This is a genomic window from Campylobacter sp. CNRCH_2007_0968H, assembly GCF_025773245.1.
Lineage (GTDB): Bacteria > Campylobacterota > Campylobacteria > Campylobacterales > Campylobacteraceae > Campylobacter_D > Campylobacter_D lari_D.
On record NZ_JAKMTQ010000005.1, the window covers coordinates 20,464 to 33,783 of the forward strand.

The window sequence follows — 13,320 nt, forward strand, 5'->3', positions numbered from 1 at the left end:
GCTAAAAAACTATTTGCGATATAAAATAAGCACTCACAACAGCACCAATGATTAAAGCAAAACCTGGTCTTAAATAAGAGTGATTGATCACAAATTTTCCTATTTTTGTTGTGCCTGTTCTATCAAAAGCCACACAAGCTATTTGATTAGCTCCTGGAACTATAAAATCTCCACTCACACAAGGATAAAGCACGATAAGAATTTGAGGAGGAATTCCCAAACTCACACCCAAGGGCATCAAAGCAGCTACTGTTGCAGCTGGAGAAAAAATCACCATAGAAAAGGCAAATAAAGCCACGCCAAATAAATACGGATAATCTTCTACAATATGTGATAAAGAATCACTAAATAAAGGCTTGTAAGCTTCAAAAAATGTCCCTGTCATCCAAGCTATACCAAAAACCCCTACAACGCCTATAAGTCCTGATTTAAATACAGAAGCTTCACCAAGTTTATTAGCAGGAACTTTAGCAAAAAGCATAATTAAACAAGCTGTTGCAAGCATGATCATTTGAATTAAATTTGGGGTAGAAAGTCTTTCTATTTTACCATTTGCAAGCTCATAGTGAGGTAACAAATTTGTAAAAGTCCCAAAGAAAATAATGGTTAAAATCCCCAAAGCAAATATCAATAAAGCTCTTTTTACTTTAGGATCTGTTTCTTGTTTATCTTCTTGTTTATCTTGAGTTAAAAACTGATATTCCCCTGCTCTTACTCTTCTTTGAAATTCCTCATCTTGCTCAAGCTCTTTTCCTCTTTTAAAAACACTCAAACAAGCACATACAACACCAATTAAAAATGCTGGCATTACCACAGCTAATATTTGAACAAGTCCTACACCACTAATGGCTAAAATGGCTACCATACCTGCAGTGGCTGCACTCATAGGAGAAGCTACCACTGCAATACCTGCTGCTATAACTGAAACCGAAAGTGGTCTTTCAGGACGAATTTTAGCTTGAGCAGCTACTTCAGCAATCACTGGATAAATAGAAAAAGCTACATAAGTAGTACCACAAAATATTGTAAATGTGGATGTGATTAATGGACCCATAAAAACAATAGCTTGAGGTTTTTTCTTTAATGCTTTTTCAGCTATTTTTACTAGCAAATCAAGCCCGCCTGCGCTTTGCAAAACACTCACGCAAGTAATCACAGCAAGTATAATAAACACAACACTCACAGGAAGTGAAGCTGGTTGCATACCAAAAACTAACACCAAAATACACATACCAAGCCCACCTGCAACCCCAAGTCCTATACCACCATATCTACCACCTATGGCTATCATAGAAAAAATAATAAAAAGTTGAAGTATAAAAATAATATCCATCTAATCTTCGCCCTTATTGTTTATTTTTTACATTTATCCAACAATTCTTTTGCATGTTCAATTTGCTCTAATACAACTTTAGTTCCTGTACCACCATAAGAAAGTCTTGCGTCTATACAAGTTTCTAAAGCAATTGCTTCATAAATATCTTCTTGGATATTTTCATTAAATTGATGGAATTCTTCCATGCTAAGCTCTTCAAGCATTTTTCCGTGTTTAATACAATAATTCACAGCACCACCAACTATACTATGAGCTTCTCTAAATGGTATATTTTTTCTTACTAAATAATCAGCCATATCTGTAGCATTTGAAAATCCTTTTGCAGCTGCTGCTCTTGTATTATTAGCATTTACTTGCATTTTTTCTATCATAGGAGTTATAATTTTTAAACTTGCCATTAAAGTGTCCATAGAATCATAAACTTGAGCCTTATCTTCACTCATATCAGTATTATAAGCTAATGGAATACCTTTCATAATAGTTAGCATTGCCATAATATTACCATACATTCTACCTGTCTTACCACGCATTTTTTCGGCTACATCAGGATTTTTCTTTTGAGGCATTATGCTTGAACCTGTACAAAAATCATCACTTAATTCTATAAAATTAAAATCTTGACTTGAAAAAAGTATAAGCTCTTCACAAAAACGACTAAGGTGCATGAAACACATTGCAGCAATAGCAGTAAATTCAACCATGTGATCTCTATCACTTACACTATCAATGCTATTTTCTGTTGGTTTAGTAAAGCCTAGTTCTTTGGCACAAAAATGTCTGTCTATATTAAATGTAGTTCCACCAAGTGCAGCTGCTCCTAAAGGACACTCATTCATTCTTTTATATAAATCCTCAAAACGAGAATAATCCCTACTTAACATCCAAAAATACGCCATAATCCAATGTGAAAAAAGCACTGGCTGGCCCGTTTGCAAATGCGTATAACCTGGCATAATAGCTTTGATATTTTTTTGAGCTTGATGGACGATTTCTTCTTGCAAAGTAGTAATTTGAGTTAATACTTCTTTAATAACTGCTCTCATATGCATTTTTGAATCAAGAGTAGTTTGGTCATTTCTACTTCTTGCGGTGTGAAGTTTTCCACCTACTGGACCTACGATTTGTGTCATTCTTTTTTCTACAGCCATATGAATATCCTCATCAGCTATATCAAACACAAAAGTACCATTTTGAATTTCTTCTCTAACTTGTTCTAAACCCTTGATGATAGTTTTTGCTTCATCTTCTTTTATAATACCTTGTTTTGCAAGCATAGTGCAATGAATTATACTACCTTGTATATCAAAAGGAGCAAGTCTTGGCTCAACTGGTAATGAAGCAGTATATTCTTCAACTAATTTATTTGTAGGTAAATCAAAACGCCCACCCCATAATTTTTCTGTTTTGTTAGACATTTGTTATCCTTTCATTAAAAAATTAGGGGTAATTTTATTTGAATTTATTTTAATTTAGCTTAAATTTTTTATTTCTATAATAAAAAATTTTAAAAATTTATAATTTAATAATAAAATTTTTTGATAATTTTAAATAAATAAAATATATTTTTAATATATTATAAATTATTAACTATTTTTTGAAAATTTTTAATACACTAAAAGCTATTTTTTTAAGAAAACTTTTTTTAGAATTCTTTGTTAAAAACTCTACTATATCTCTATGCCCAAACATCAACGCAAAAGTAAAAGGTGTCATACCAAGACCATTGTTTTCATCAATATTTGCTCCATGTTCTACCAAAAGCTTACACATAGGTAAATATCCTTTAAAACACACCCCTGCTAATGGAGTTTGCCCTCTATCATTTTTCTCATCTACCCTAGCATTATTTTCTAGTAAAAACTTAGCACATTCATAAGCATTATGATAACTTGCAAGCATTAAAAGACTATCGCCTTTATGATTTTTTAAATTCACACTCAAACCTGCTTCTATCATAGTCTTTAAATTTTGTAAATCATTTTTTCTTGCGTAATCAAAAGCCATAGTGCAAAGCTCTTGAATTCTTTTTTCTTCTTCATTACTAAACATATTTTTCCTTTATAATCTTTAGTTTGCCACTTTTAAAGTGGCAAGTAAAAATTACATTTTCAAAGCTTTTTTAACACCATTTGCATATTCACTTGAAATTTTTTCAAAATGACTTAATGCTCTAGCAATAATTTTTTCATCAACCCCACTCATAGAAGCAGCGATATTTTTAAATAACTGCTCTTTTTGATCTTGATTCATTATATCAAACAAGGCTCTTGGTTGGGTATAAAAATCATTATCAAGTGGAGCATATCTTTGCGCATTACCTTCAAGTGCTAAGTCAGGCTCTAGGTAATTTTTATCTTCTTTTGGACTATCATCATAACTATTTGGTCCATAATAAGCAAGGCCATTTTTGTAAGTGTCAAAATTCATAGCACCTGCTACATTATAAGTATTTACTTCACTTTTTGCACGATTAACTGGTAATAAATGATAATTTGTCCCTATGCGATATCTGTGTGCGTCAGGATAAGAAAAAATTCTAGCTTGCAACATTTTATCAGGACTAAAACTAATACCAGGAACAATATTGCTTGGACTAAATGCAGCTTGTTCTACTTCATTAAAGTAATTTTGTACATTTTTATTAAGTACTAATTCGCCTACTTCAATTAAAGGCACAATACTATGTGGCCAAACTTTAGTTAAATCAAAAGGATTAAAACCTAATTTTTCTGCTTCATCTTCTTTTAAAACTTGAATTTGGAAAGTCCATTTTGGAAAATCTCCTTTTTCAATAGCTTCATATAAATCTCTTTGATGACTTTCTCTATCATTTGCTATTAAATTTGCCGCTTCTTCGTTGGTTAAATTTTTAATACCTTGCTTGGTTTTAAAATGAAATTTCACCCAAAATCTTTCGTTTTTATCATTAATCAAACTATAAGTGTGACTTCCAAAACCATGCATATGACGATAGCTTGCAGGAATTCCTCTATCACTCATTAAAATAGTAACTTGATGTAAGCTTTCAGGACAAAGGCTCCAAAAATCCCATGCAGCATTATTGCTTCTTAAATGAGTTCTTGGATCTCTTTTTTGAGTGTGGATAAAATCAGGAAATTTATATGCATCTCTTATAAAAAATGTCGGAGTATTATTACCTACTAAATCCCAATTTCCTTCTTTAGTATAAAATTTAATAGCAAAACCTCTTACATCTCTTTCTGCATCAGCTGCACCTGCTTCGCCTGCAACGGTTGAAAATCTTATAAATAAAGGTGTATTTTCTCCAAGCTGTAAAACTTTTGCCTTGGTGTATTGAGAAATATCTTTAGTGATTTTAAGCTCCCCATAAGCACCGCTCCCTTTTGCATGAACAGTTCTTTCTGGAATTCTTTCTCTATTTTGATGGGCAAGTTTTTCTAACAAAATATAATCTTGCATTAAAAGTGGACCCTTAGCACCTGCGCTTAATGAATTTTGATTATCGGCTATGATATTTCCGAAATCATTGGTTAGTTTTTTCATCTTTTCTCCTTTTTATAAATAATAATTTTTATTATTTGATAAATTATATCCCTATATTATTAAAATAAAATTAAACAATAAAAATCATTATTTTTGAAAAAATAATCTTTTTTTAAGCATAATTATTTTTATTTTGTATTAAAATTGTTGAAAAATAAGAATAAGTACTCTTATTTTAAATATTTTTACTACAAAATTAATAAAACAAGGAGAGTTTAATGGATAAAGAAACAAGAACTTACTATATTAAATTAGTGAAATTTCTTGCTGATGCTTTGGGAAGAAATTATGAAATAGTTTTGCATGATGTAAGTGAAGATGGTACTAATATAGCAGAAATAGCTAATAATCATATTAGCAAAAGAACTATAAATTCACCTCTAACAGGCTTTGCTATTGAAATGATTAAAAACAAAATCTATTTAGAGCGTGATTATATAACACATTATAAAACTTCAGCTAAAAGCTCACAAGTAATGTCAGGCTCTACTTTTTTTATTAAAAAAGATGAAAAACTTGAAGGTTTGCTTTGTATTAATCATGATACTTCAGCATTTAAAAAAATCTCTGATGAAATTTTAAATCTTGGAAATATTTATGATAATTCTTATGAAAGTCCTGAACAAGAAAATAAAGAATACATAAAACTTGATTTAGAAGAAATCGTTGAAGATATTACGGGGATAGATATTGAAAGTTTTAAAAATAAAAGTTTAAAACCGAAGGAAAAACAAAAAATGATAGCTAGTTTATATGAAAAAGGCGTATTTAATGTAAAAGGTGTTATTCCTAAAGTTGCGGAGCTTTTAAATATTTCAGAACCTAGTGTTTATAGACATTTACAAAAGATTAAATAATCATAATTTAAAAAAAATATAATTTTTGATACAATAACATTTTAAAATTTTATAAAAGGAAAAATATGGCTGATGATATGATGGATGAACAAGGTGAATCAAAGAAAAAAGGCGGGAATACTTTAGTAATCATTATCGTTGTATTTTTATTTGTATTTTTACTTGTTATTGTAGGAGCAATTGCTTATCTAATGTTTAGTGGCGGCTCTGAAGAAAATCCTACCCCGCAAACCGAAGAAAGCGCACAAGTTGCACAAGCTCCTAAAAAAACAAATGCAGTAGCAGCTAGAGGGAGTGATTATGCAAATATTGGCGTGATGTATCCTTTAGCACCTTTTACGCTAAATTTATTAAGTGATGGTGGATCAAGATATGTAAAATGCACCATTCAACTTGAACAAAATGTTGAAACATTAACTCCTGAACTTGATAAAAAAGTTGCTATTATTAGAGATATTATCATTAGAACTTTAACATCAAAAACCTTTGAAGAAGTAAGCACTACAAAGGGTAAAGAAAGATTAAAAGATGAATTAACCGGCAAGATCAATGAAGTTTTAACTGATGGTTTTATCAAAAATATTTATTTTACCGACTTTGTAGTATCTTAATGATAGGCTGTGACATAGTCGTATGCTCTCGCATAGAAAAAATTTATGAAAGACATAAAATGCTTTTCTTAGATAAATTTTTGTCCAAGAAAGAGCAAAGTTATATAAAAAATACCAACACTCTAGCCGGATTTTGGGCTATTAAAGAAGCTGCCTCTAAGGCTTTGGGGGTTGGAATTTCTAAAGAATGTTCTTTTTTTGACATCATCATCTCTAAGGATGATAAAAATGCTCCACACATTAGTTTTTCTCAAAAAGTCATGCAAGAATTCAAAATTAAATCAGCAAGTGTAAGCGTAGCACATGATGGGGGTTTTGCTATAGCAGTAGTAGCTATAGAAACTAAGCAAGGTTAAAACCTTGCTTACATATAAAGCCCGCCATTGACTTTTAAAATCTCTCCTGTGATATAAGAAGAATGATCACTTAATAAAAATGCCACAGCTTGAGCTACTTCACTAGCATCTGCAAAACGCTTTAAAGGGATATTGTTAATATAATTTTGTTTAATCTCATCACTTAAAACTTCAGTCATATCACTTTTTATAAAACCTGGGGTAATGCAGTTATATCTTATATTTCTTGCTGCGCCTTCTTTAGCAAAAGATTTTGTTAGAGCTATCATACCGCCTTTACTAGCACTATAATTAGTTTGGCCTGCATTTCCCATTTCTCCAACTATAGAAGCGATATTTACAACCGCACCAAAACGCTTTTTACTCATAGTTTTTAATGCCTCTCTACAACCTAAAAAACTTGAATTTAAATTAGCATTAATCACTGAAGAAAAATCATCCATACTCATTCTAAGTGCTAATTTATCATTAGTAATACCTGCATTATTAACTAAATAACTAAGCTCACCATCACTTTCTACTATAGTTGCAATAGCGCTTGTAAATTCTTCTTCAACACTTGCATCAAATTTAATCACAGCCGCACAACCACCACTTTTTTCTATCTCTTCTTTTAGTGCATCAGCAAGTTCAGGCTTACTTCTATAATTAATCCAAACTTTTAAGCCATAACTTGCTAATTCTTTGGCTATTGCTGCACCTATACCTTTACTTGCACCTGTTATTAAAACATTTTTTCCACTAAATTTCATTGTTCTCCTTTAAATTAAAATAAAGCCTCATCCATTTCTTTTGGGATAGGTAAGTTTAAAATTTTAAGCACACTTGGTGCTATATTACTAAGCCCCATGCCTTCTTTAAGCTTTTCTACTCCTTTAGCTTCGACAAAAGCAAAAACATCAAAGGTTGTGTGATTAGTGAGCATATTTTCTTTTTCATCCCTCATCGCTTCACAGTTTCCATGATCTGAAGTAATAATAAAAGCATAATCATGCTCTCTTGCTTTAGCAATAACCCTACCTAAACACTCATCTACACATTCAACCGCACTAATCGCAGCTTCAAAATCACCCGTATGTCCTACCATATCACCATTTGCAAAATTTACTACGATAAAATCCATACCACTTTCTATACCCTTAAGCACCTCATCTGTGACTTCTTTAGCACTCATTTGAGGTTTTTCATCGTATGTTTTTATTTTAGGACTTGGAATTAAAATTCTTGTTTCATTACATTCTAATTCTTCTTTTCCCCCATTAAAGAAAAAGGTTACATGAGCATATTTTTCTGTTTCAGCTGTGTGAAGTTGGCTTAAATTTGCATTAGCTATCACAGAAGCTAAAGTATTATTTAACTCTTCTTTTTCAAACATCACAGGTAGTTTAAAACTCTCATCATACAAACTCATAGTAATGGCATTTTTTATAAGCACTTCTTTTGGAAATTCATTAAAACTTTCTTGGGTTAAAGAAGCGACTAATTGACGCATTCTATCATTTCTAAAATTGATAAAAATCACACCATCTTCAGCCTTAATTCCATCAAAGCTTTGACTAATAACTGGGGTTAAAAACTCATCCGTGATATTTTCATCATAGTTTTTTTGTATAAATTGCATAAAATCATCACACTTTGGTGCCTTAGCAAATAAAGTATCATAATAAGACTTAACCCTATCATAGCGCTTATCTCTATCCATAGCATAAAATCTTCCCGATAAAGAAGCAAAATTAACCCCTTCTTTTTCGCAAAATTCCTGTAAAGATTTTATAAATTCTAAACCTGAATTTGGAGGACAATCTCTACCATCACTAATTGCATGCGCAAAAACTTCTTTATTTTCTTGCCTACAAATTTTTAAAAGTGCATTAAAATGTGTATGCATAGAATGCACCCCGCCATCACTATAAAGCCCTATAATATGCACTCTTTTGCATTTTTGCAATAATTCTTTTAAAGCCTTATTGTCTTTTAAAGTGTCATTTTCTATGGCTTTATTTATCTTGACTAAATTTTGATAGATTATGCGTCCACTACCTATACACATATGCCCTACTTCGCTATTACCCATTTGACCTTCAGGTAGGCCAACTGCCAAGCCACTTGTTTTTATCAAAACATTAGGGGTATTTTCAAAAAGCTTATCATAAGTTGGCTTTTTAGCATGAAAAAAAGCATTATAGTTTGAATTTGTATTATGTCCTATACCATCTGTGATTATCAAAATACATTTTTGACTCATTTTTTACTCTTTTTTATAATTTATTTATGTGATTTTACTAAAATTATGCTTTTAAAAAACAAATACAAGGTTAAAATTTTGCTTTATCTTACAGAATATACAAATTATATGTTTTTTTCTTATATTAGCGTGCGTGCTGGTTTTGCATTTTTTATTGCTTTATTTTTGAGTTTGTATTTAATGCCAAAATTTATCAAATGGGCTCAAAATAAAAAAGCAAATCAACCTATTTATGAATACGCTCCACAATCACACCAAGCTAAATCTCATACTCCTACTATGGGTGGGCTTGTTTTTATCTTTGCTACTATCATAGCAAGTGTTTTAAGCGCTGATTTAAATAATAGTTTTGTAATCGTTGGATTATTATGTTTAGTACTATTTTGTACTATAGGCTTAGTTGATGATTTGGGGAAAATTTTAAAAAAAGACAATCACGCAGGATTAAGCCCAAAAATGAAACTACTAGGGCAATTTAGTGCTGCTTTTATCTGTGTTGGATTATTATATTTATTTGATATAAATACTGAATTTTATTTACCTTTTTACAAACATGCTATTTTTGATGGTGGTATGTTTATGTTGTTTTTATGGATTTTAGTTATTATATCAAGCTCTAATGCTGTAAATTTAACCGATGGGCTTGATGGTCTTGCAACCGTGCCTTCTATATTTTCTCTTTTAAGTCTTGGTGCTTTTTTGTATTTAAGTGGAAATGCTATTTATAGTTCTTATTTATTCTTACCTAAAATTCAAGGTCTAGGAGAACTTGTGGTAATAAGTGCGGCTTTAGTTGGTGCACTTATGGGATTTTTGTGGTATAACTGCTATCCTGCACAAGTTTTTATGGGAGATAGTGGGAGTTTAAGCATAGGGGCGTTTTTAGGCTATCTTGGTATAGTAAGTAAAAATGAAATTTTGCTTTTGCTTATAGGCTTTGTATTTGTTTTAGAAACTATTTCAGTGATTTTACAAGTAGGAAGTTTTAAAATCTTTAATAAAAGAGTATTTAAAATGGCACCTATTCATCATCATTTTGAAAAAATAGGTTGGGTGGAAAATAAAATCATCGTGCGTTTTTGGATGATAGCCTTGCTTGCAAATATCATTGCATTAATTAGTATAAAGTTAAGATAATGAAAATTTCACTTTTTGGATACGGAAAAACAACTAAAGCTTTTGCACAGCGTTTTGGAAATTGCGATATTTATGATGATCATTTTGCAAGTATAAGTAAAGATGAATTTAACAATACACTTTTACCGCCTTGTGAATTTGATCCTTTAAAAAGTGACTTAGAAATTCCAAGTCCTGGCTTTCCAAATGATCATTCTCTCATACAGCAAGCAAAAAATTTAAGCAGTGAGTATGATTTTTTTTATGATGGCATGCCAAAAAGTGTTTGGATAAGCGGAACAAATGGCAAAACCACCACCACCCAAATGACACATCATCTTTTAAAACACATCAATGCACAAATGGGAGCAAACATAGGAACTCCTTTAGCACAAATGGATATTAGTGCTAAATTATGGATTTTAGAAAGTTCATCTTTTTCGCTTTTTTACACCAAAGTAGCTAAACCTGAAATTTATGCACTTTTACCTATCACGCCTGATCATCTTTCTTGGCACAAAAGCTTTGAAAATTATGAGCGAGCAAAGCTTAGTGTGCTTGAAAGAATGAATGAAAATGATGTGGTAATTTTACCTAAAAAATACGAGGCTTATCCAACTCATGCTTATGTTATAAGCTATGAAGATGAGCAAGATTTAGCTAAAAAAATGCAAATTGATTTAGAAAAAATTCATTTTAAAACCCCATTTTTACTTGATGCACTTATTGCTTTAAGTATAGAAAAAATCATACTAGATCGTTGCTCTTATGAGCTTTTAAACAAGTTTAAAATAGAAAAAAATAAACTTGAAGAAATATTTGATCATAAAAATAGACTTTGGGTAAATGATACTAAAGCAACTAATCTTGATTCTAGTTTAGCTGCTCTTAAACGCTATAAGGATAAAAAAATTCATCTTATCATAGGTGGGGATGACAAGGGAGTGGATTTAAGCGCTTTATTTGCTTTTATGAAAGAGCTTGATATAGAGCTTTATGCCATAGGAAAAAGCACCAATAAAATACTTGATTATGCTAAAAATGCTAATTTAAAAGCACATTTTTGTGAGTTTTTACCTAAAGCAGTAGAAAAAATCAATCAAAACTTAACTAATGATGAAGTAGCCCTACTAAGCCCTGCTTGTGCAAGCTTAGATCAGTTTAAATCTTATGAAGAAAGAGGAGAGCTTTTTAAAAAATGTATTCAAGAATTAAGCTAAATCTTTTTGAATGCAAAATTTTAAAAACTCACATAAATTTATAAATTTATTGCTTGGTTCTTTATTTTTATGATAAATCAAGCAAAGCTCTCTTGAAATTTTAAAATTTTTTAATCTTACTTCAAATAAACTTTTAGCTTCAAGCTCTTCTTTAACACTAAATTTAGGTAAAACTGCTAAAAATTTACCTTTTTTAACCAACTCTTTTATCATAGCAGTTGAGTTTAACTCATAAACCAAATTAAGCTTTACATCTTTAGGTAAAGCATTTAAAAACACTTCTTTTGCACCTGAACCTTGCTCGCGACTTAGCCATTTAAAATCCTTTAATTCATCTATGAAAAATTCTTTTTTCAAGTCATTTTTACTCACTACAATAAGCTCATCATCACAAATTTTAATCTTTTTTATATCCTTATCTTTGCAAATTCCTTCAATCAAACCTATATCTATTTCTTTATCTAAAATATCTTTGATAATATTTTGACTATTATCCAAAGACAAATTTAACTTGATATTTTCCGCCTTTTGATCTAAAAAAGTTCCTAGTAAATAAGTGCCTACATTTTGACTAACTTTCATACTTATTTCATAGCTTTGATCATCTTGCATTGCTTTTTCTATGCGTTCAAATTCTAAAATCAAAGGAGTGATTTGTTTTAAAAACACTTTTCCTTTTTCATTTAAACTTAAAAATTTAGCATTTCTATCAAAAAGCTTGGTGTTTAAACTTTTTTCAAGTTCAAATATAGCTAAAGACAAAGCAGATTGAGTTATATTTAATTCTTTAGCACAAGCTCTTAAATTTAAATTTCTACACAAGGCTTGAAAATATTTTATTTGTTTAAAAGTCATAAGCACTCTTTTGATAAATATTTTTAATCATTATATCAAATAAAATTAATTTTACTTATCACAAAAAAATCATTAAGATTACAAAAAACAAAAAAAGGAAAAATTCATGCATAAAAATATATATAAACATAGAAAATTTGAAGCTTTTTTACTGCTTTTTACTCTTGCTTTTTGTGCTTTTGCTATTTCTGAGCTTAATTTTTTTAAAAATCTTGGAATTTCAGCTTTAATCATAGCCGTGATTTTAGGAGCTTTAATAGGAAATTTAGCTCATCAAAATGCAAATTTACTCAAAAAATCAGGAGTTTTAGGCATAGCAACAAAAGAAATTTTAAGACTTGGAATTATACTTTATGGTTTTAGAATTACTTTTAATGATTTAGAAAAAGTTGGATTAAATGGGATTTTGCTAGCATTTTTAGTGGTATTTTCTACCTTTTTTATAGGGCTTTTGTTAGGAAAATTATTCAAACTTGATCTTAAAGAAAGCATACTTATAAGTAGTGGCTCAAGCATTTGTGGAGCAGCTGCTGTGATGGCTAGTGAAAGCATTGTTAAAGGTGGCTCTGCTAAAGTTGGCGTAGCAGTTTGCACTGTGGTTGTGTTTGGAACTTTAGGGATGTTTTTATATCCTTTGGCTTGGAATTTAGGTTGGTTTGATTTTTTTAATTTAAAGCAAATGGGGTATTTCATGGGAGCAAGCTTGCATGAAGTTGCACATGCTGTTGCAGCAGGTGAAGCTGTAAAAGCAGGAGATGGTGCTGTCATAGAAAAAATGATGCGTGTTTTAATGCTAGTGCCTTTTTTGATTTTCTTAAGTCTTTTTTCATTGAAATTTCTAAGTAAAAATAATGAAAAAATCTCCATTAAAGCAAATATTCCTTATTTTGCTTTGTGGTTTTTATTTGCATGCGGTATTAGCTCACTTGAAATATTAAATACAGATTTTGCGCTTAACTATATAAAACCAAGCATGCAAACTATAGACACACTTTTGCTTTCTATGGCTATGGTAGCTTTAGGAGTAAATATCCATAAAAATGTTTTAAAAAATGCAGGTTTTAAACCATTTTTAATGGCATTTTTTCTTTTTATATGGTTAATCTTTATATCAATTAGTTTTATTTTATTATTAAATTTATAAATACATGAAAATTCTTCATGTATTTATTTTATAATCTTTAATCAAAATAGATTAA

Annotated in this window: 13 protein-coding genes; 6 read left to right on the plus strand and 7 right to left on the minus strand. The window is 30.4% G+C overall.

Annotation, left to right across the window (positions count from 1 at the left end):
* Position 1 precedes the first annotated feature (1 nt).
* The 4 genes from L8Y18_RS03790 to L8Y18_RS03805 all read right to left on the minus strand — a co-directional run bounded on the left by L8Y18_RS03790 (position 2) and on the right by L8Y18_RS03805 (position 4,861).
* Positions 2-1,333 carry an anaerobic C4-dicarboxylate transporter family protein gene (locus L8Y18_RS03790; RefSeq protein WP_263676284.1) on the minus strand — a complete coding sequence of 444 codons (1,332 nt, stop codon included), beginning with the start codon at positions 1,331-1,333 and terminating at the stop codon, positions 2-4.
* 20 nt (positions 1,334-1,353) lie between these two features.
* Entirely contained in the window at positions 1,354-2,751 is a 1,398-nt protein-coding gene (gene argH, locus L8Y18_RS03795; RefSeq protein ID WP_263676285.1) for an argininosuccinate lyase, read from the minus strand.
* A 172-nt stretch (positions 2,752-2,923) separates the two neighbouring features.
* Positions 2,924-3,385 (minus strand): ankyrin repeat domain-containing protein, encoded by a 462-nt coding sequence (locus L8Y18_RS03800; protein ID WP_263676286.1) that lies wholly within the window; start codon positions 3,383-3,385, stop codon positions 2,924-2,926.
* A 51-nt stretch (positions 3,386-3,436) separates the two neighbouring features.
* On the minus strand, positions 3,437-4,861 hold the full coding sequence (locus L8Y18_RS03805; protein WP_263676288.1) for a catalase: 1,425 nt from the start codon (positions 4,859-4,861) through the stop codon (positions 3,437-3,439).
* A gap of 218 nt (positions 4,862-5,079) precedes the next feature.
* Here L8Y18_RS03805 and L8Y18_RS03810 point away from each other — a divergent pair, with 218 nt between their 5' ends.
* The 3 genes from L8Y18_RS03810 to acpS all read left to right on the plus strand — a co-directional run bounded on the left by L8Y18_RS03810 (position 5,080) and on the right by acpS (position 6,685).
* The gene (locus tag L8Y18_RS03810) at positions 5,080-5,718 is read left to right on the plus strand and encodes a transcriptional regulator (protein ID WP_220566805.1); all 639 of its coding nucleotides are present in this window, start codon (positions 5,080-5,082) and stop codon (positions 5,716-5,718) included.
* Positions 5,719-5,783: 65 nt separating this feature from the next.
* On the plus strand, positions 5,784-6,329 hold the full coding sequence (gene fliL / locus L8Y18_RS03815) for a flagellar basal body-associated protein FliL (RefSeq protein ID WP_133319594.1): 546 nt from the start codon (positions 5,784-5,786) through the stop codon (positions 6,327-6,329).
* A complete protein-coding gene (gene acpS / locus L8Y18_RS03820; RefSeq protein ID WP_133319595.1) occupies positions 6,329-6,685 on the plus strand; it encodes a holo-ACP synthase in 357 nt (118 codons plus the stop codon). The genes fliL and acpS overlap by 1 nt, the downstream gene beginning before the upstream one ends.
* A gap of 8 nt (positions 6,686-6,693) precedes the next feature.
* Here the strand turns inward: acpS and fabG are convergent, their stop codons facing one another.
* Positions 6,694-7,437, minus strand: a complete 744-nt coding sequence (gene fabG / locus L8Y18_RS03825; RefSeq protein WP_220566803.1) for a 3-oxoacyl-ACP reductase FabG — start codon at positions 7,435-7,437, stop codon at positions 6,694-6,696.
* Positions 7,438-7,451: 14 nt separating this feature from the next.
* Positions 7,452-8,930 carry a 2,3-bisphosphoglycerate-independent phosphoglycerate mutase gene (gene gpmI / locus L8Y18_RS03830; protein ID WP_263669730.1) on the minus strand — a complete coding sequence of 493 codons (1,479 nt, stop codon included), beginning with the start codon at positions 8,928-8,930 and terminating at the stop codon, positions 7,452-7,454.
* A gap of 78 nt (positions 8,931-9,008) precedes the next feature.
* Between gpmI and mraY the strand changes: the two genes are divergently transcribed.
* Positions 9,009-10,067, plus strand: a complete 1,059-nt coding sequence (mraY, locus tag L8Y18_RS03835) for a phospho-N-acetylmuramoyl-pentapeptide-transferase (protein WP_263676290.1) — start codon at positions 9,009-9,011, stop codon at positions 10,065-10,067.
* A complete protein-coding gene (gene murD / locus L8Y18_RS03840) occupies positions 10,067-11,266 on the plus strand; it encodes a UDP-N-acetylmuramoyl-L-alanine--D-glutamate ligase (RefSeq protein WP_263676291.1) in 1,200 nt (399 codons plus the stop codon). The genes mraY and murD overlap by 1 nt, the downstream gene beginning before the upstream one ends.
* Here the strand turns inward: murD and L8Y18_RS03845 are convergent.
* A complete protein-coding gene (locus L8Y18_RS03845; RefSeq protein WP_263669732.1) occupies positions 11,258-12,121 on the minus strand; it encodes a LysR family transcriptional regulator in 864 nt (287 codons plus the stop codon). The genes murD and L8Y18_RS03845 overlap by 9 nt on opposite strands.
* A 106-nt stretch (positions 12,122-12,227) precedes the next feature.
* Between L8Y18_RS03845 and L8Y18_RS03850 the strand changes: the two genes are divergently transcribed.
* Positions 12,228-13,265, plus strand: coding sequence for a YeiH family protein (locus tag L8Y18_RS03850; RefSeq protein WP_263676292.1), 1,038 nt, complete (start codon positions 12,228-12,230; stop codon positions 13,263-13,265).
* The last annotated feature ends 55 nt before the right edge of the window (positions 13,266-13,320 follow it).